Source organism: Serratia sp. TMDUHS_CL, from assembly GCF_037137105.1.
Classification (GTDB): domain Bacteria; phylum Pseudomonadota; class Gammaproteobacteria; order Enterobacterales; family Enterobacteriaceae; genus Serratia; species Serratia nevei.
The window spans coordinates 480,861-498,994 of the sequence record NZ_JBBBDV010000002.1 but is presented as its reverse complement, the minus strand read 5'-3'; the positions used below and the strand labels follow the sequence as shown (position 1 = coordinate 498,994).

Annotated in this window: 21 protein-coding genes; 12 read left to right on the top strand and 9 right to left on the bottom strand. The window is 61.4% G+C overall.

What is annotated here, in order from left to right:
* Window positions 1-50: 50 nt before the first annotated feature.
* Entirely contained in the window at window positions 51-815 is a 765-nt protein-coding gene (locus WCL58_RS06145; RefSeq protein ID WP_049201122.1) for an arylamine N-acetyltransferase family protein, read from the bottom strand.
* A 151-nt stretch (window positions 816-966) separates the two neighbouring features.
* Between WCL58_RS06145 and WCL58_RS06140 the strand changes: the two genes are divergently transcribed.
* Window positions 967-1,719 carry an SDR family NAD(P)-dependent oxidoreductase gene (locus WCL58_RS06140; protein WP_336850738.1) on the top strand — a complete coding sequence of 251 codons (753 nt, stop codon included), beginning with the start codon at window positions 967-969 and terminating at the stop codon, window positions 1,717-1,719.
* On the opposite strand, the gene WCL58_RS06135 is transcribed toward WCL58_RS06140, so the two are convergent.
* Window positions 1,704-2,600: a LysR substrate-binding domain-containing protein gene (locus WCL58_RS06135; RefSeq protein ID WP_102984111.1), complete on the bottom strand. Its 897-nt coding sequence runs from the start codon at window positions 2,598-2,600 to the stop codon at window positions 1,704-1,706. The genes WCL58_RS06140 and WCL58_RS06135 overlap by 16 nt on opposite strands.
* Before the next feature lie 116 nt (window positions 2,601-2,716).
* Between WCL58_RS06135 and WCL58_RS06130 the strand changes: the two genes are divergently transcribed.
* Window positions 2,717-3,496 carry a HalD/BesD family halogenase gene (locus WCL58_RS06130; protein WP_033642261.1) on the top strand — a complete coding sequence of 260 codons (780 nt, stop codon included), beginning with the start codon at window positions 2,717-2,719 and terminating at the stop codon, window positions 3,494-3,496.
* A gap of 38 nt (window positions 3,497-3,534) precedes the next feature.
* Here WCL58_RS06130 and ansP read toward each other — a convergent pair whose 3' ends face one another.
* Together ansP and WCL58_RS06120 are read right to left on the bottom strand one after the other, a co-directional pair.
* Complete coding sequence (gene ansP, locus WCL58_RS06125; RefSeq protein WP_156865302.1) at window positions 3,535-5,001, bottom strand: L-asparagine permease; 1,467 nt, start codon at window positions 4,999-5,001, stop codon at window positions 3,535-3,537.
* A gap of 438 nt (window positions 5,002-5,439) precedes the next feature.
* A complete protein-coding gene (locus tag WCL58_RS06120) occupies window positions 5,440-5,877 on the bottom strand; it encodes a PACE efflux transporter (protein ID WP_060420963.1) in 438 nt (145 codons plus the stop codon).
* Window positions 5,878-5,989: 112 nt separating this feature from the next.
* On the opposite strand from WCL58_RS06120, the gene WCL58_RS06115 reads away from it, so the two are divergent.
* Window positions 5,990-6,883, top strand: a complete 894-nt coding sequence (locus tag WCL58_RS06115) for a LysR family transcriptional regulator (RefSeq protein ID WP_060420965.1) — start codon at window positions 5,990-5,992, stop codon at window positions 6,881-6,883.
* A gap of 69 nt (window positions 6,884-6,952) precedes the next feature.
* Window positions 6,953-7,579, top strand: coding sequence for a LysE family translocator (locus tag WCL58_RS06110; protein ID WP_060420970.1), 627 nt, complete (start codon window positions 6,953-6,955; stop codon window positions 7,577-7,579).
* Between the two features lie 3 nt (window positions 7,580-7,582).
* On the opposite strand, the gene WCL58_RS06105 is transcribed toward WCL58_RS06110, so the two are convergent.
* Together WCL58_RS06105 and WCL58_RS06100 are read right to left on the bottom strand one after the other, a co-directional pair.
* Window positions 7,583-8,146, bottom strand: a complete 564-nt coding sequence (locus tag WCL58_RS06105; protein WP_060420973.1) for a DedA family protein — start codon at window positions 8,144-8,146, stop codon at window positions 7,583-7,585.
* 50 nt (window positions 8,147-8,196) lie between these two features.
* Complete coding sequence (locus WCL58_RS06100; RefSeq protein WP_060420976.1) at window positions 8,197-8,874, bottom strand: DJ-1/PfpI family protein; 678 nt, start codon at window positions 8,872-8,874, stop codon at window positions 8,197-8,199.
* A gap of 91 nt (window positions 8,875-8,965) precedes the next feature.
* Here WCL58_RS06100 and WCL58_RS06095 point away from each other — a divergent pair, with 91 nt between their 5' ends.
* From WCL58_RS06095 to pbpG, 3 genes are all read left to right on the top strand, one after another.
* Window positions 8,966-9,910 carry a GlxA family transcriptional regulator gene (locus WCL58_RS06095; protein WP_049201103.1) on the top strand — a complete coding sequence of 315 codons (945 nt, stop codon included), beginning with the start codon at window positions 8,966-8,968 and terminating at the stop codon, window positions 9,908-9,910.
* Window positions 9,911-9,955: 45 nt separating this feature from the next.
* Window positions 9,956-11,059: an adenosylhomocysteinase gene (locus WCL58_RS06090; RefSeq protein WP_100396143.1), complete on the top strand. Its 1,104-nt coding sequence runs from the start codon at window positions 9,956-9,958 to the stop codon at window positions 11,057-11,059.
* Between the two features lie 151 nt (window positions 11,060-11,210).
* Window positions 11,211-12,140 carry a D-alanyl-D-alanine endopeptidase gene (gene pbpG, locus WCL58_RS06085; RefSeq protein ID WP_038879897.1) on the top strand — a complete coding sequence of 310 codons (930 nt, stop codon included), beginning with the start codon at window positions 11,211-11,213 and terminating at the stop codon, window positions 12,138-12,140.
* Between the two features lie 34 nt (window positions 12,141-12,174).
* On the opposite strand, the gene WCL58_RS06080 is transcribed toward pbpG, so the two are convergent.
* Complete coding sequence (locus WCL58_RS06080; protein WP_033637538.1) at window positions 12,175-12,630, bottom strand: GNAT family N-acetyltransferase; 456 nt, start codon at window positions 12,628-12,630, stop codon at window positions 12,175-12,177.
* A gap of 76 nt (window positions 12,631-12,706) precedes the next feature.
* Here WCL58_RS06080 and WCL58_RS06075 point away from each other — a divergent pair, with 76 nt between their 5' ends.
* From WCL58_RS06075 to WCL58_RS06055, 5 genes are all read left to right on the top strand, one after another.
* A complete protein-coding gene (locus WCL58_RS06075) occupies window positions 12,707-13,111 on the top strand; it encodes a VOC family protein (RefSeq protein ID WP_047728359.1) in 405 nt (134 codons plus the stop codon).
* A gap of 24 nt (window positions 13,112-13,135) precedes the next feature.
* The gene (locus WCL58_RS06070) at window positions 13,136-14,146 is read left to right on the top strand and encodes an alpha/beta fold hydrolase (RefSeq protein ID WP_336850736.1); all 1,011 of its coding nucleotides are present in this window, start codon (window positions 13,136-13,138) and stop codon (window positions 14,144-14,146) included.
* 169 nt (window positions 14,147-14,315) lie between these two features.
* Entirely contained in the window at window positions 14,316-15,320 is a 1,005-nt protein-coding gene (locus WCL58_RS06065; protein ID WP_336850734.1) for a TauD/TfdA family dioxygenase, read from the top strand.
* Window positions 15,321-15,331: 11 nt separating this feature from the next.
* Entirely contained in the window at window positions 15,332-16,249 is a 918-nt protein-coding gene (locus WCL58_RS06060; RefSeq protein WP_025301959.1) for an AEC family transporter, read from the top strand.
* Window positions 16,250-16,371: 122 nt separating this feature from the next.
* Window positions 16,372-17,292, top strand: coding sequence for a DUF808 family protein (locus WCL58_RS06055; RefSeq protein WP_197813837.1), 921 nt, complete (start codon window positions 16,372-16,374; stop codon window positions 17,290-17,292).
* A gap of 42 nt (window positions 17,293-17,334) precedes the next feature.
* On the opposite strand, the gene WCL58_RS25350 is transcribed toward WCL58_RS06055, so the two are convergent.
* Both WCL58_RS25350 and WCL58_RS06050 read right to left on the bottom strand, forming a co-directional pair.
* Complete coding sequence (locus WCL58_RS25350) at window positions 17,335-17,418, bottom strand: membrane protein (RefSeq protein WP_020825765.1); 84 nt, start codon at window positions 17,416-17,418, stop codon at window positions 17,335-17,337.
* Window positions 17,419-17,521: 103 nt separating this feature from the next.
* A complete protein-coding gene (locus WCL58_RS06050; protein WP_336850731.1) occupies window positions 17,522-18,061 on the bottom strand; it encodes a GNAT family N-acetyltransferase in 540 nt (179 codons plus the stop codon).
* Window positions 18,062-18,134: the final 73 nt, after the last annotated feature.

Genomic DNA, 18,134 nt, shown 5'->3' with positions numbered 1-18,134 from the left:
TTATGCAATCGGTGTAACAGAATCGTAATAAAAGGGCGCCGCCGGCGCCCTCAACGATCCAAATCGATGGCGAAATGCTGCCACAGCGCGGCGCGCCGTTCCTCTTCCGAATGCAACGTCGTTTCGTGGCGCTGGTGATCTTCGGTCACGATCAGCTTCATGTCGCTGAGGGTCACCCGGCCGTGGTCCGTCGGCCGTGAACACACCAGGCGCTGGGTGAAATGCGACTGCGGCGAGGTGCTGTGGAAGCGGCACATCTCGTCGAACTCATGCAGCTCGCGCGGCTGAACGGTAAAGCGATACAGGGTTTTGGCATGCGAACGTTGGTCGCCGTTGCGGCGCTCCAGCAGGTAATACTCGCCTTCCCGTTCCAGGTGGAAGGTGCCGCTGGCCTGCGGTTGCGGCTCGGCGACGACGATCTTCAGCGGCGTCAGGAAGGAATCGCCGAAACCGACGTCTACCAGCCATGCTTGGTCTTCCAGATCCACCCGCAGCGCCAGGTGGTCGTAGGGCGGGCCGAAATGGCCGTCGCGCGCGCGGATCTCGCCGGAGATGAAGCTCACCTTGAAACCGATCTCGCGCAGCAGCAAAGCGAACAGCGTGTTCAGCTCATAACAGAAACCGCCGCGGTTGCGCTCGACCACCTTGCTGAACAGCGCCTCCGGCGTCAGCCGGATGCCCTGATGATAAATAATGCTCAGATTCTCGAACGGGACGCTCAGCATGTGGCGATGGTGCAGCTGTTGCAACGTGGGGAGGTCAGGGCGGGCGGCGCCGGTAAAGCCGATATGCTGCAGGTAGCGTTGGGTATCCACAGGGTGTCTCGCATGAGAAAAAGTAGGCATAAAATAGCGGGCTTTGCAGCTTTTGTGAGCGCATTACGTGCTGCGCTGTCGCTGCTGCCGCAAACTGTCACCGGTCGGCGCTAGCCTGTTCCCCTGAGTTCAACGTTGCAGGAGAACGGCTATGCAAGATTTCAAACATCGGGTGGCGCTGGTGACCGGCGCTTCCACCGGCATCGGCGAAGCGATCGCCGCCGAGCTGTTTCGGCGCGGCGCCACGGTGGTAATGACCGGCCGCCACGCTGCGCCTCTCGCCGCAGCCGCCGCGCGGCTCGATCCTGACGGTCGACGGGTGATGACGTTGCGGATGGACGTGCGCGATGCGCCGTCGGTGCAGCAGGGCGTTGAAGAGACGGTGCGGCGCTGCGGCGCGCTGCATCTGCTGGTCAACAACGCCGGGATCACCGGCCCGCACGAGGTGGACATCGATCGGTACGCGGTCGAAGACTGGCATGAGGTGATCGCCACCTGCCTGAGCGGCACGTTTTTCGGCATGAAGTACGGCCTGCCGGCGATCGTCGCCGGCGGCGGCGGGGCGGTAGTGAACCTCTCTTCCGCCAACGGCGTGGTGGGCATTGCCGGGATTGCGCCTTATACCGCCGCCAAGCATGGCGTGCTGGGGCTGACGCGTTCGGCGGCGCTGGAGTTCGCCACGCGCGGCGTGCGCATCAACGCCGTCGGGCCGGGCTATGTGGATACGCCGGCGATGGGGGCGCTGCCGGCGTCGGCGCGGGCGCAGATGGCCGCTTCGCACCCGCTGGGGAGAATGGCGACGCGGGAAGAGGTGGCGAAAACGGTGGCTTTCCTGCTCTCGGACGACAGCAGTTTCACCACCGGCGCGTTTTACAGCATCGACGGCGGTTATACCGCGCGCTGAGCCAGCGCCTGCAGCCAACTGAGAAACGCCGCTGCACCGGGTTTTTCCAGCGTGCGCGGCGGGTAAACCACGTAGTAGGGTTTGCTGAGCGGCAGCGCCGGTTCGGCCAGGGTGACCAGCTGGCCTTCCGCCAGTTCACGGGCGATCAGCCGCCGCTGGCCGAGCAGCACCCCGCGCCCTTGCACGGCGGCGTCGATAGCCAGCGAAGTCAGGTTATAGGTCAGCCCGCGCCGCGCCGGCGGCATTCGATCGGCGGCGGTGAACCACTCGTGCCAGCCCGGCAGAAACTGGCTCTCCTTGCCCCAGTCGACGTGGATCAGCGGTAGCTGCGTCCAGTCGCCGCGATCGCGCAGCGCCGGGCTGCACACCGGCTGCACCCGATCCTGAAACAGCCGCACCTTTTCCAGCAGCGGATAGTCCTGATCGCCGAAGCACAGGGCGAAGTCCGCCGCCGAATGGGCGAAATCGACCGCCGCATGGGTGGCGTGCAGCCGCAGATCGCCGTCGGGGCACTGCGCCAGCCAGTCGCCCAGCGCCGGGTTCAGCCACTTGGAGGCCAACGCCGGCAGGGCGAATACCGTCAGCGCCTGTTTGCCGCGCTGGCGCTCGACGTGCTGCTGCGCCACGCGCAGCGTTTCGAACGCCTCCTGCACGTAGGCCAGGTAGTCCGCGCCCTGTTCGGTCAGCGTGACGCCGCTTTTGGCGCGGATGAACAGCGTGATCCCCAGGTGTTGCTCCAGCTGGCGGATCTGCTGGCTGACGGCGGCGGCGGTCAGCGCCAGCGTATCCGCCGCGCGGGCCAGGCTGCCGGTGCGGGCGGCGGTTTCGAACGCCAGAATGGCGCTCAGCTTGGGCAAGCGCGCGCGGGACGGTGAGTGCATGGGCAGGGCTATCGCTAAGAATTGGTTAGCTTATCCATAACGTATTTTTGTTATGGCGGCAATGCGCCATTCGCTACAGTGAGAGGCATCCGGCTATCGCACACGAGGGGAATGTCATGCCGCAACTTGCCGATATTATCGATCTGCCCGCCCATCCCATCGACGATGCCGAGTTCCGCGCCCGTTGCCGGCAAACGCTGGAACGCAGCGGTGCGTTAGTACTGCCGGGATTTCTGCGCGCCGCCGCGCTGGCGACGGTGCGGCTGGAAGGCGCCGAACAGCACCACGCGGCGTTTTACGCCACCAGCAAACACAACGTGTATCTGCGGCCGCAGGACGACGCGCTGCCGGCCGATCACGCGCGCAACCGGCTGGTGGTGTCGTCCAAGGGCTGCATTACCGACGAAGATATTCCGCCGCAGTCGCCGCTGCGTGCGCTGTACGACGCTCCGGCGTTTCGCGCGTTCCTCTGTGCGGTGCTGGATGAGGCGCAGCTGTATCCCTACGCCGATCGGCTGTCGTCGATCAACCTGCATTACGCCCACACCGGCCAGGAGCTGGGCTGGCACTTCGACAATTCGTCGTTCGCCATCACGCTGCTGATCCAGAAACCGGCGGCGGGCGGGCGTTTCGAGTACGTGGAGAACCTGCGCGATGCCGATCGCGGCGAGATGAACTATGCCGGGGTCACGCAGGTGCTGGACGGGGAGCGGGCGGCCAAACGGCTGGCGATGGAGGAGGGGGATTTGGTGCTGTTTCGCGGGCGCAACGCCATGCACCGGGTGACGCCGACCGAAGGCGACATCACGCGCATGCTGGTGGTGCTGGCCTACAATGCGCAGCCGGACGTGATGCTGTCGGAAAGCGCCAGAATGACGTTCTACGGCCGATTATAGCGGATAAAAAAAACCGCCCCGGAGGGCGGTTTGTCGAATCAGTGCGGGTTTTGTTCTTCGTGAGCCTGCTGTTCCAGCTTCACTTCCTGCGCGCGCTTGCGCAGGCCGAACCAGCCCAGCGTCAGCAGCACCGCTAGCACCGGAATGGTGGCGATGGTCCAGGTGCCGTTCGGGTAGTCGAACGCCATCATCACCACCACGATCAGCAGGAACGCCAGCGTCAGCCAGGAGGTGAACGGCGCGCCCGGCATTCTGAACGAGACCGGCTGCGCGCGGCCTTCGCGCACGGCTTTGCGCAGGCGCATCTGGCAAACGATGATAAATGCCCAGGAGGCGATGATGCCCAGCGAAGCGATGTTCAGCACGATCTCGAACACCTGCGCCGGCACCAGATAGTTGAGCACCACGCCGATCACGTAGATGCCGCAGGTGACCAGGATGCCGGCGTAAGGCACCTGCTGGCTGCTCATTTTGGCCATCAGCTTCGGCGCGGAGCCGCCCATCGCCAGCGAGCGCAGGATGCGGCCGGTAGAGTAGAGGCCGGAGTTGAGGCTGGACAGCGCGGCGGTCAACACCACGATGTTCATGATGGTGCCGATATAAGGCACACCCAGCTTGCTGAAGAAGGTCACGAACGGGCTTTGGCCGGCCTGATAGGCGTTCCACGGCAGCAGCAGCACCAACAGCACCACGGAGCCGACGTAGAACAGGCCGATACGCCAGATCACGCTGTTGATCGCTTTGGGCATCATTTTGGCCGGATCTTTACACTCGCCGGCGGCGGTGCCGATAAGCTCAATGCCGGCGAAGGCGAAGATCACCCCTTGCACCAGCACCAGCGCCGGCAGCAGGCCGTGCGGGAACATGCCGCCGTTTTCGGTAATCAGGTGCATGCCGGTGGTGTGGCCGGCAACCGGGGTGCCGGTGCCGAGGAACACCACACCGACAATCAGGAACAGCGCGATGGCGGCGACCTTGATCAGCGCGAACCAGAATTCCATTTCGGCGAACCATTTCACGCCGATCATGTTCATGGTGGCGACGATGCCGAGTGCGCCGAGGGCGAACAGCCATTGCGGCACGTCGGCGAAGGTGCCCCAGTAGTGCATGTACAGCGCTACCGCGGTGATGTCGACGATGCCGGTCATCGCCCAGTTGAGGAAGTACATCCAGCCGGCGACGTAAGAGGCTTTCTCACCGAGAAATTCGCGGGCGTAAGAAACGAAGCTGCCGCTGGAAGGGCGATGCAGCACCAGTTCGCCCAGCGCGCGCAGGATGAAGAAAGAGAAGATCCCGCACACCAGATAGACCAGCGCCAGCGCCGGCCCGGCCAGTTCGAGGCGGCCGCCGGTACCGAGGAACAAGCCGGTGCCGATCGAACCGCCGATGGCGATCATTTGGATCTGCCGGTTACCCATGCTTTTGTGATAACCGGATTCATGGGAGTCTAGCCAGCGTCGTCTGGCGGCGTGTTTATCGTCCGCCGACTTTTTTTGTGAGTGCATTATCCGTCCTGTTTACCTGTCTATGATGAACTCCGCCCTGAGCTGCAGGGCAAACGATTGCCATCAGCAATCGTAATGAGAATGAGGTCGTAGCATCATTCCGCTGTTTATTGTGTATACAGCTGCCGTTAAATAACGGCGTGGCATGCTACCGTTTCCCGATAAATGTGGCAAAAAAACCTGTGCGCAAAGCGTGAGCAATTGTGTGTGTTTTTTAAACTGAAAACAAAAGCGCATATTATTCAGTAAGATGAGTCTCATTATCAACACGGAAATATCGAACGATAAAAGTGATTGAAATCACAGAATAATAATTACCGTGCAAACTAAAGGGATATGAGGGTTATTTCGCGTGGGGGCAAAGGCGGGCGGAAAATAAAGCGATGGTGCCTGCGCGGCGATGGGCGTGCGCAGGCGAATCGGACGAGGGGGGGGTTTTTAGGCGGATTCACCGGCCGGCAGGGCCGAAGCCGGCAGGCCGAACAGCTTGTCGAACGCCCAGTTAAACAGGAAGGTGTAGCAAGGAATGATGACGATCAGCGCCATGTCCAGCAGCAGCGCCTGCCACAGCGTGATGCCCATCCACCAGGCGATCAGCGGGATCAGATACACCACCAGCGTCAGCTGAAAGCCCACTGCGTGCAAAATGCGGCGCTTGAGGGTGCGGGTGCGCGACGCCTGGCGGCTTTCCCACCACTCGAACAGGTAGTTGTAAATGAAGTTCCAGCTGACCGCAATGGTGGTGATCACCACCGCCAGCGGCCCGGTGCTGCTCGGCGCGTGGCCCGACAGCAGCGCCAGCCCCAGCGCCGAGATCGTCATGCCGATAAGTTCATAAGCGGTGACATACACCAGTTTGCGTTTGACGCCTTGCATTGTTTTCTCCCGATCTGTTTTTAGTTGCCTCTGTGGCGACGGCGGCTAAGATAGCGTCAATCACATTGATAGAAAAAGTCAGGAGCTGTCAGTTTTACTGACAGGTTAAACGATGAACTTTTCCAGCGACAATATCGAACTGTTTCTGGCGGTGCTCGATCGCGGTTCGTTTTCCGCCGCCGCCCGCGCGCTGCGGCGCGTACCCTCCGCCGTCAGCATGGGCATCGCCAACATGGAGGCGGAGCTCGGTTTCGCACTGTTCGATCGCTCGCACCGCGAACCGACGCCGACTGCGCTGGCGTTGGCCCTGGCGCCGCACGCCCGCCTGATCGCCGGGCAGCTCAAGCAGCTGCAGGTGCACGCCATCGAACTTTCCCAAGGGCTGGAAAGCACGCTTTCGATCGGCGTGGCGTCGGACATCAACGGTGCCGGCCTGCTGGCGGCGGTGAAAACGCTGTCGCAACGTTATCCGCTGCTGAACATCGAAGTGCTCAGCGCGCCGCAGGACGACGTGCTGCATATGCTGCATCAGGGGCGCATTGGCGTCTGCCTGGCGTTCGGCGGGCTGAACATCAACAGCGCGGAGCAGTTCCACTCCGTCGGCGCGGAGTCGCTGGTGGCGATGGTATCGCCGCAGCATCCGGCGCTGGAGGGCGCGGCGGGCGAGCTGTTTCTCGAGGATCTGATCAACGTGCGGCAGATCATGGTGGCCAGCCGCGATCTGCCGATCGGCGATCTGCGCCCGCAGGTGGCGGAGGCCTACTGGCGCACCGACAGCCTGCCGATGGCACTGAACATGGTGGAAGCGGGCCTGGGGTGGGGCAATTTCCCGCTGTCGCTGGCCGAGCCGCTGCTGGCGCAGGGGCGGCTGGTGCGGCTGAAATTCAAAAACACCAAGAACGAGCTGCGCTTGCCGATGCATCTGATCTGGCTGAAGAGCCGCCCGCTGGACAAGGCGGCGCGCGAGCTGGTCGAGCTGATGCGCGCGGCGCCGCAGGGATCTTGACGCACCGTTATTGCTTTTGTTTTCACCTCTGCGCTAGTTTGAATAAAAAATGACAACGGGAGAGTGGGCATGTTGAGCGAGACGGCGCTGTCAATAATAAGCATTACCGGCGCGATAGCGCTGGGGGCGATGAGTCCGGGGCAAAGCTTTATTCTGGTGGCGCGTACGGCGGTGGCTTCCTCACGTGGCGACGGCATGGCGGTCGCGCTGGGAATGGGCGTCGGATGCTTTGTCTTTGCACTGTTGGCCCTGCTTGGGCTGCAGTCGCTGTTGCTGGCGCTGCCATGGCTTTACGGGACGTTGAAGCTGTTGGGCGGCGCCTATCTTATCTATCTGGCGTTCAACATGTTGCGCGGTGCCAACCGGCCGCTGAACGTGGATGGAGTGGGCGGGCAGCCGCTGGGATGGCGTAAAGCCTTCACCACCGGTCTGCTGACTCAATTGGGCAACCCGAATACGGCCATCGTCTTTGCCAGCGTGTTCGCCGCGTTGCTTAGCCACGCGATTGCGCCGTGGATGTATGTGGCGCTACCCTTGATCGCGCTGGCGGTCGATGTGGCGTGGTACGCCTTTGTCGCCTTCGTGCTCTCTTCGCCGCGTCCGCGCCAGATTTATCTGCGCTTCAAGGCCTGGTTCGATCGCTTGAGCGGCGGCGTGCTGGCGCTGTTGGGCATCAAACTGATGCTTAGTCGCTGAGTTTCACTCCGCGTGGCGTTTGCGCCACCAGAAGCGCACCAGCAGGATGGCGGCAATCGCCAGCGCGACAAACAGCAGGCTGGAGAGTTTTTTATTGAAGCCGGTAAAGAAGCTTTCGATCGCCTGGCCGCCAAAATAGCCGAGCATGACGAAGATCGTCGCCCACAGAATAGCGCCGAGGATGTTGAGCGGCACAAAGCGCGACGGCGGCAGGCGGCTGGCGCCGATCAGCACCGGACCGATGATGCGGAAGCCGTACATAAAGCGCACTCCGATAACGAACAGCATCGGGTGGCGAGCGATCAGCCTTCTGGCGCGCGCGATGCGCTTTTCCTGCCCTTTGAGCCGCGAGATGACCCGGCCTTCGAACCGGCGGCCGGTGAAGTACAGCAGCTGATCCCCCAACGTGCCGCCGAGCGCCACCACCGCTATCACCCACGGCCAGTGCAGCAGCCCTTCGTGGGCGGCGATGCCGCCCAGCAGCGTGATGGTTTCTCCCTCAGCCAGGCAGCCGATAAACAACGCCCAGTAGCCGTAGTCCGTAATGTAGTGGGCCAAATCGGTCATTCCTTACTCCTTATGTGACTGACGCATAAGGGCAAGTATACGCCCGATCGCTAGCCTTGGGCGATCTGGGCCACCAACGCTCTGCGCTGCGCCAGGCTTTCCGCCATTTGTGCCTGTACCTTGGCGTAAATGTGCGGCGGGGCCAGTTCCGGCGTGCCGCCCGTGAACGGCGGAGCCGGGGCGTATTCCAGATAGAGTTGGATCGTCTGGGCAGTGTCTTCGCCGTGCAGTTCGGCGATCAGCGCCAGCGCAAAGTCGATGCCGGCGGTGACGCCGCCGCCGCTGATCACGTTGCCGTCGCGCTCAACGCGTGCAGCGCTGGGTATGGCGCCGAATAGCGCCAGGCTGTCGCGCATCGACCAGTGGCAGGCGGCGCGTTTTCCCGGCAGCAAGCCGGCGGCCGCCAGGATCAGCGAACCGGTGCACACCGAGGTCAGGTAGCGGGCATCGGCGCCCAGCCGCCGGATTTGCCGCATGAACGCTTCATCCTGCAGCGCCTGGGTGCAGCCGCTGCCGCCCGGCACGCACAGCACGTCGCAGCGCGCGATCTCCGGCAGCGGGCGCAGTTGGGTGAAGTGCAAGCCTTCCGATTCGACATCCGCGCCGTCTACCGAAGCGACGACGATTTCCGCGCCCGGCATGTGGCGCAGAAACTGCAGTGGGCCGGTGAAATCGAGCTGGGTGACGCCTTGATAGATGGGAAATACAATCACGAGTGGTTCAGACATGACATTCGCCTCATTTTTATCGTTGGACCTGGGCCATAATAGCCGCCCTGTTTTTGGCTGTTATGACAGATAACCCTCAAAAAGCGCCATCATGAAAACGATCGGTTTTGTGGTTTTTCCCGGTTTCAACCTGCTGGACTTTGCCGGCCCGCTGGCGGCGTTTGATAACGTCAGCCAGTTTACCGATCCGCCGGCCTACCGCTGCGTGGCGATCTCGCCGCAGGGCGGGATGGTCGCCAGCTCGGCCGGGGTGGAGATCGCCACGCAGCCATGCGGCGACGAGCGTTTCGATACGCTGGTGGTGGCCGGCGGCAGCGGCAACGTGATGGCGGCGCAGTCGCCGGCGCTGGTGGCGTTTCTGACGACCCACAGCCGGCGGGCACGGCGCATCGCCAGCGTGTGTACCGGCGCGTTTATTCTGGCGGCCTGCGGTTTGCTGGACGGCAAGCGCGCCACCACCCACTGGTATCATGCGGCGCGGCTGCAGCAGAGTTATCCGCGCATCCGCGTCGACAGCAACCGTATCTTCATTCGCGACGGCGATATCTGGACCTCGGCCGGCATCAGCGCCGGCATCGATCTGGCGCTGGCGTTGATAGAAGACGACCTTGGCGCCACGATGGCGGCGGGCGTGGCGCGGCAGTTGGTGGTCTACCACCGGCGCCCCGGCGGGCAGTCGCAGTACTCGCTGTTGCTGGCGTTGAACCCGTCGTCGGATCGCATGCGCGCCGCGCTGTCGTTCGCGCGCGAGCACTTGCACCTGCCGCTGTCGGTGGCGGATCTGGCCGACGCCGCCTGCCTGAGCGAGCGCCAGTTCGGTCGGCTGTTCCGCGCCGAAACCGGGCAGACGCCGGCCAAGGTGATCGAACAGCTGCGGGTGGAGGCGGCCAGGGTGCGCATCGAAGAGAGCGCCGAGCCGCTGGAGGCGATCGCCCGTTCGGTGGGATTCAGCGATCCGGAGCGCATGAGGCGGGCGTTTATCCGGGTATTTGGCCTGTCGCCGCAGGCGATCCGCCGGCTCGGCCGCGCGGGATAACTTTTTTGCCACGCCTGGCGGCGGGGCGCACCAGAGGAGCAACGGATGTATCAGGATTTCGAGAGCGAATTGAACTGGGCGATGCGCCATATGCCGCGCACCCGGGCGGCGGTGGCGGCGTTGCCGGACCTGCACGGGGTGCGGCTGGCGTGCAATATGCACCTGGATCTGAAAATGGCGCCGCTGGTGGCCGGCCTGCTGGACAAGGGCGCGGCGATCTTTCTGACCACCTGCAATCCCACCACGGTGCAGAACGACGTGGTGGCCTGGCTCGAACGACGGGGCGCGCAGGCCTATGCCTGGCGTGACATGAGCGCCGGCGAGTGGTCGGAATCTTTCGACCGCGCGTTGGCCTGGCAGCCGACTCACCTGTGCGAAATGGGGGCGGACTTGACCACCCGTTTGCACCAATCGCCGAACGGCCCGCAGATCGTCGCCGGGCTGGAAGCCACCGGATCGGGCATCAATCGTTTGAACGGCGTGGCGCCGCGCTATCCGATCTTCAACTGGGACGATCTGCCGGTGAAAGAGGGGCTGCACAATCGGCATATGGTTGGGCTGACCGCCTGGCACACCTTCTTCCAGACCACCCATTTGACGCTGCACGAAAAGCGCGTGCTGGTGATCGGCTACGGCCTGGTCGGGCAGGGGACGGCGGCGGCGGCCAGGGCTTACGGCGGCCAGGTGATGGTGGCGGAAATCGATCCGGCGCGCGCGCTGCAGGCGCGTTATGACGGCTGGCAGGTGGTGGATTTGGCGAGCGCCGTCGCGCAGGCGGACGTGATCGCCACCGCGACCGGCGCGAAAAACGTGCTCTCGGCGCAGCATTTGCAGCAGGCGCAGGACGGCGTGTTTATCCTCAACGTCGGCCACGTGGCGGAAGAGATCGACGTCGGCTTCCTGCAAGGCCTGCCGCACCACGAGCCGATGCCTTATGTGAACGCTTACCAACTCAATGAAAAGACGGTCTATTTGCTGGCCAACGGTTCGATGTTCAACCTGACCGCCGGCTACGGCGACAGCCTCAACGCCTTCGACGTGACGCTGGCGGTGATGGCGGCCGGCATCGGCCATATCGTCGGCGCGGGGGCGCGGCAAACGCCGGGGCTGTACCTGCTGCCGCAGTCGGCCTGGCAGCCGGCGCTGTAACTTTTTCTATGCGGGCGTTCATCCCAGAGCGCCCGCGGGCTGCGTCGTTTTTCGGCCGACAGAATTTGTCACAAATCCGCCATACAATCCCAGTGCCAAGCGCTGAACCCTCACATATAATTCGCTGAGTTCAAGCCCCCATTTCAGAGTAATGCCTGTGAAAATACGTGTTTTGGTTCTGACCCTGCTCGCTTTGCAGGCGGGCGCAGGCTTTGCGCCGCGCGCGCTGGCCAGCGACAACGCCGCCGCCCTGCACGCCACCCAGCCGGAGCTGGCCTCCGGCAGTGCGATGGTCGTCGATATGCAAACCCATAAGGTGATGTACGCGCGTAACCCGGATGAGGTGGTGCCGATCGCCTCGATCACCAAGCTGATGACCGCCATGGTCACGCTGGACGCGCACCTGCCGCTCGACGAGATGCTGGCGGTGGATATCCACCAGACGCCGGAGATGAAAGGGGTGTATTCGCGGGTGCGGCTGAACAGCGAAATCAGCCGTAAGGATATGCTGCTGCTGGCGCTGATGTCGTCGGAAAACCGCGCCGCCGCCAGCCTGGCGCACCACTATCCGGGGGGCTACAACGCCTTCATCAAAGCGATGAACGCCAAGGCCAAGGCGCTGGGCATGACCAATACCCATTATGTGGAACCGACTGGGCTCTCTATCCATAACGTGTCGACGGCGCGCGATCTGACCAAGCTGCTGATCGCCACCAAGCAATACCCGTTGATTGGCCAGCTCAGCACCACCACCGAGCGCATGGCCAGCTTCAAAGATCCGAACTATACGCTGCCGTTCCGCAACACCAACCATCTGGTGTATAACCCGAAATGGAACATCCAGCTGACCAAGACCGGTTTCACCAACCAGGCGGGCCACTGCCTGGCGATGCGTACGGTAATCGGTAACCGCTCGGTGTCGCTGGTGGTGCTGGACGCCTTCGGCAAATATACCCACTTCGCCGACGCCAACCGGCTGCGCAGCTGGATTGAAACCGGCAAGGTGACGCCGATCCCGGCCGCCGCCCGCGACTATCGTCGGCAAAAAGACGCCAGTCTGGCGAAAAACGCCACCGAATGACCCGCCTGGCGGCCTGCTCGTTTGCAGCAGGCCGCTATCGGCCCTCGGGCCGCCTGATGACAAATCCCCGCTCGCGATCGCCGTCGAAACCCGCTTTGAGATAAAGCTGGTGCGCGCCGGTGCGTTGCTGCCCCGACAGCAGCATCACCTTGTAACAGCCCTTGCGCCAGGCCAGCTGCAGCGCGTATTCGATCATCGCGAGCGCCACGCCGTGGCCGCGATAGGGCTCTGCCGTCACCACGTGCTCGATGACGCCGAACGGCTGCGCCTGGTGCGCCAGCCCCGGGATCAGTGCCAGCATGCAGGTGGCGATCGGCTGTTCCTCGTCTGCCGCCACCACCAGACGGATCGCCGGATCGTCCAGCAGGCGTTGCAGGGTGCGGCGTGCGTCGTCGGTACGCAGCGGCGCATCCTGTGGGCGCAGCTCGCGATACAGAGCCAACAGGCCGTTGAGATCGTCCGGCTGCGCCAGGCGATGAATGATGCTCATGGTTGCTCCTTTCCGCCGCTTCAACGGTAATCCGCTATCCTCCATTAATACCACAACGATTGCCGGAGAGGATGTTATGAGTCAGGTTTCGACTTTTGTCATGTTCCAGGGGGAGGCGCAGCAGGCGATCGACCTCTACAGCCAGGTGTTTGCACGTTTTCGGCTCATGCAGGTGCAGCATTACGACCCGACGCCGGACGGCCGGCGATTGATCAAGCATGCCGCCATCGATTTCGACCGGCAGAACCTGGTGTTTATCGACAGCCCGATCAGCCATGATTTCAGCTTCACCCCGGCGGTGTCGCTGTTCATCAACCTGCCTAACGAAGAGGCGCTGGAGCAGGCTTTCCACCGCCTGGCGGAGGGCGGCAAGGTGCTGATGCCGCTCGACGACTACGGCTTCAGCGCCCGCTTCGGCTGGCTCAACGATCGCTTTGGGCTCTCCTGGCAGCTCAATGTCCCGGCGGGGGATTTGCCCTGAGGCTAAGGGGAGCGTGCAAAAGGCATGGCAGTTCCTGCTGTTGTTTCATATGCTTATCGCCGGGGCAGCGGCTCTGCCGTGGGGAATACCGACAACATCATGGAAAGGTGCGAATTGATTGATTTTGACCGTTATGTTGAGCAAGCGAAGTCTTACGGCGAGTGGCCGGGGGCACAGGTGGCCACGTCGTCCGGCAGCGTTGAGGGATTGAGCTACCGCCTGTATCGGCAAACTGCCGAGAGCGAAGACGTGATCGTGGTTTATCACGGCGGCGGGGTTAACAGCGCCGCCGGGTATGACATTCTTGCGCGCCAGCTGGCTGCCGAGCCAACGCTCGCGGTGTGCCTGGTCGATATTCGCGGGCATGGCGATTCCACGGGAGAGCGGGGGACGGTTGAGCGGCCTGAGCGTATTTGGCGCGATGTCGATGTCATCCTGGCGGAAATGCGCCTGCGTTTTCCGTTAGCGCGCAGGCACCTGCTTGGCCATTCCAGCGGCGCCGGGATGTTGCTCAACTACCTGACCCGCTATCCTTGTGAACAGCAGGCGGACAGCCTGACCCTGCTGGCGCCCGAGCTGGGGCCATTTTCCGGGATGGCCCGCGATTTGCCGGTGGCGGCCCGTTTTGCCCAGGTGCGCCAATGGCCCTTTGTGGCCAATGCACTCAGCGGTGGACGGTGGTTTGGGCAGTCTCGGGCGGTCAGCCTGAATTTTCCCCCGGCCGTGCTGGCCGCCGCCCCCGATTTTGTCTGCCAATACAGCGTTAATATGGCTAACGCGTTGACGCCACGCACCCCGGCAAAGCAACTGGCGGCGCTGCGATTACCGACCTTGCTGCTGGCGGCGGTGCAGGATGAGTTGTTCAGCGCGCAATCCTTGCAGCGTTTCGTCGAACAGCATGGCAGCGTGCATGTTGCCTTTGGCTTGCTTGAGGGCAGTACGCATTTATCGTGCGTCTTTGAGGCCCACGATCATGTCCTGCGCTACCTCTCGCGCGTATTCGCTGGCGCGTCTGATGAAGATGCATCCGCGTAGCTGTTTGTTTCTTAATCACTTCTTCTCCGCCATTAACTGGACGGAGGAGTGGTGATTAAGATCACGAAATTAGTTAATAAATCTTTATGAATTTGATTGCAAAGTGTTAACATCCTGCCGCTTTCATTAGGCTTGCTAATGATATTCTTATTGTCAAGGAATGCTCAGGATGGATTACCAAAACGTCTTTCAATTGACGGATCAGGAACGAAACGAGTTATTTTCGGCATTAGATAAAATTGCTTACGATCCCGCCGGCGGTGATGCGTATATTCACGCTATACGAACGGCCATGATTACCCATTTGCCCCACAGATTAAGCGCCGCATTAAGCCAGCAAAAGGCGTCAATCAAACCACGGCCTTATCTTATTTTAAAAAATGTGCCGGTGGATAAAGAAGTTTTCTTTTCCCCTTGCCCGAACCAATACACGCCTTCGGCCAAATCCGGGAATATCAGCGAAAACCTGTTGGTGGGTATTTCTTCGCTAATCGGTGAGCCCTATTCGATGTATTTCGAGGGGAAGGAGCTGATTAATAATCTGATCCCCAAACGCGAAGCCAAAAAAGAGTATACCGGTCTGGGGTTCGATGTTGAACTGGACTTCCATATTGAAAATGCGGCGCTGAAACACCTGGAACAGTTCAACGTCTCGCCGATGGGCCTGCTGCTGGCCGGTGTGCGCCGCGATCCGCACAGCCCGATGACGCGCATCTCCGATTCGCGTCTGGCGATCGCTCAACTGAGCCGCGAGGACGTCGAAACGCTGGCCAGCCCGCTGTACAGCATCAAACTGCCTTACCGCTGGCGCCAATCCACGCAGGCCGGGCGGGAAGAAACCGCGCTTGTGCCGCTGATTTCGCAAAATCACGTATTGCCGGATGTGAGCGCCGTCTTCTATCCCGGCATGATTGCGGCCAGCACGCCGCGAGCGGAAGCCGCGCTGGAGCGTTTCTACGGGCTGGTGAAAGAAAACGCCATCGGCATCGATATTTGCCCAGGCGATTTGGCGTATATCGATAACCGCTTTGCGCTGCATTCGCGCGATAAATTCACGCCTTCTTTCGATGAAAGAGATACGCCGTTGCGCTGGGTGCAACGCGTCTTCATTTCGGCAAGCTTGTGGAATCACCGCAATCTCAATCAGGTTGAAGAGCGCATTTTCTCGATTTAAGGTTATTATTTATGCTGAACGTTTTTCTTTCTATATTGCCGATTTTTTTGTTAATCGTGCTGGGCTATTTGTCAAAACTCTATGTTAAAGACGTCGCCGTATTTTGGGGCTTCTCAGACAAATTTGTTTATTACCTGTTTTTTCCGGCGCTGTTGATATTGGATATCAGTGAGGCGGATTTTAGCGGCGCGGACAGCTTTTATCCCGTTGTGGCGACCATTGTTTCCACGCTGGCCATCGCGTTGATTATTTTCGTTGGCAAACTGTTCTTCAATACGTCGGCCGATCTGTTTACCTCCATTTTTCAGGGCGGAGTCAGATACAACTCTTATGTATTCATCGCGCTGTCGCAATCGCTGTTCGGTAGCGAAGGGGTGGCACTGTCCGGTTTCTTCGTGGCATACATGATCATTCTGACCAACATCATGAGCGTGTTGGTGATGAACCACTACGGCACCGGCAGCAAGAAAAGCCTGAGCGGCGCGCTGCTGGCGCTGACGAAAAACCCGCTGATCATCGGCGCGTTGTTCGGGGTGCTGATGAACCTGTGCAACCTGCACATCACCGGCGCGCTTAAACAGCTGTTCGTTTATCTCTCCAACGCCGCCACGCCGCTGAGCCTGATGTCGGTCGGCGCAGGGTTGATCGTCAGCATGCATATCCGCAAGCTGGTTTCCATCTCTTATGCGACCGTGCTGAAGTTGGTGGCCATGCCGCTGATTACCATTGCGCTGGTGCACTATTTCGGTGCTACCGGCGTGCCGGCCAGCATCGCCATTCTCTACTCCGCCGTGCCTTGCGCCGGCAACGCCTATATTCTGGCGCGGCAAATGGGGGGCGATCATGAAGCGATGGCCTCCATCATCACCTGGACGACGCTGCTGTCGGTTATCACCGTGACGTTCATCCTGGGCAGCGTAGCGCTCTAACGCCGGCGCCGGGCGGCATTCGCCCGCCCGGCGTTTTCCGCGATCCTCCCATATCCTTTCATGACGTTTTACCGCTATGCTAAAAATAGAATGGCCCGTGAATATGAAAAGGATGAATCATTTTGGCAGGAAGTAGCTTACTTACCCTCATCGACGACATCGCCTCGTTGTTGGACGACGTCTCGTTAATGAGCAAAATGGCGGCAAAAAAAACCGCCGGGGTGTTGGGGGACGATCTGGCGCTCAACGCGCAGCAGGTCACCGGCGTTAAAGCCGATCGCGAACTGCCGGTGGTGTGGAGCGTCGCCAAAGGTTCGTTGATCAACAAGGCGATCCTGGTGCCGCTGGCGCTGCTGATCAGCGCTTTTGCACCCTGGGCGATTACGCCGCTGCTGATGGTGGGCGGCGCCTACCTGTGCTACGAAGGATTCGAAAAGGTGTTTCACAGCCTGAGCCACGGCAAGGCGGCGCAGGAGGAAAAATCGGACGGGCCCGGCGCCAATGAGGACGCTGCGGCCTATGAGAAGCGCAAGGTGAAAGGCGCAATACGCACCGATTTCGTGCTCTCCGCCGAGATTATCGCCATCACGCTGGGCACCGTTGCCGGCGCCACCTTCAGCCAGCAGGTAATCGTTTTGTGCGGCATCGCCGTCGTGATGACGCTCGGCGTGTATGGCATCGTCGCCGGCATCGTCAGGTTGGACGATCTGGGGCTGTATCTGAGCCGCAAAAGCAGCGCGTTAGCGCGCTCCCTCGGCGGCGGCATCGTGCGTGCCGCGCCTTATTTGATGAAAACGCTGTCGATCGTCGGCACTGTCGCCATGTTTATGGTCGGCGGTGGCATCCTGACCCACGGTCTGCCGCCGGTGCATCACCTTTTCGAAGACTGGGCCTCGTACACCACGGTGGTGCCGACGTTTGGCCATATCTTGCAGGGGGTGGTTCCGGCTCTGCTGAACGTGGCGTTCGGGCTGGTGGCCGGCGGCGTGGTGCTGGTGGTGGTGTCGGCGCTGGGCGCGGTACGCGCGCGTTTCAAGGCATGATGAAAAGTCTCGCCCCGAGAGGGGCGGGACGGTGCAGACGCTTTAAAAAATCAGTTTGAAAACGCCGGTAATCGTCAATAAACCCACGATGAAGATGATGGCGACAATCCACAGAATAATTTTCATTCACTTCTCCCTTATCGGTTAAATGGCGCGCGCGATTGGCGCTAACTCAATGAAATCACTCTTCACTATAGACGCTAACTTCCTATCGTGCGTCGCCATGCATTCAGGGATGCTGATTGTCGCCCGCGCTCAGCGCGCGCTGCATGATGTGGGTGTCGCGCCATTCCCCCAGTTTGAACCCCACGGCCTTTAGCGTCCCAACGCTGGTAAAGCCGAGCGACTGGTGCAGCGCTAGCGAGCCGCGGTTGGCGGCGGAATCGCCGACGATCGCCAGCATCTGGCGCCAGGGGCCTTGCTCACAGCGGGCGATCAGCGCGCTCAGCAGCGCCTTGCCGACGCCTTTGCCCTGTTGCCCCTCGGCGATATACACCGAGTCTTCCACGGTAAAGCGATAGGCCGGCCGGGGGCGATACGGCGTGGCATAGCAGTAGCCCACAATACGGCCTTCGCTCTTCGCCACCAGCCAGGGCAGCCCGGCTTCTTGCACCTTGCTCAGCCGCAGCTGCATTTCCGCCAGGGTCGGCGGCTGTTCTTCAAACGAGGCGGCACCGTACAGCACGTGGTGGGTGTAAATGCGCAGCACGGCGGCCATATCGTCCGGCGTGGCATCGAGGAGGCTGAGTACGGGAGCGGAGAGCGTCATGGTAATGCCTGTTTACCTTGGAAATCAGCGGATAAACGCCATTATGCGCGCCGCTCACCGCCGGGGTAAATCG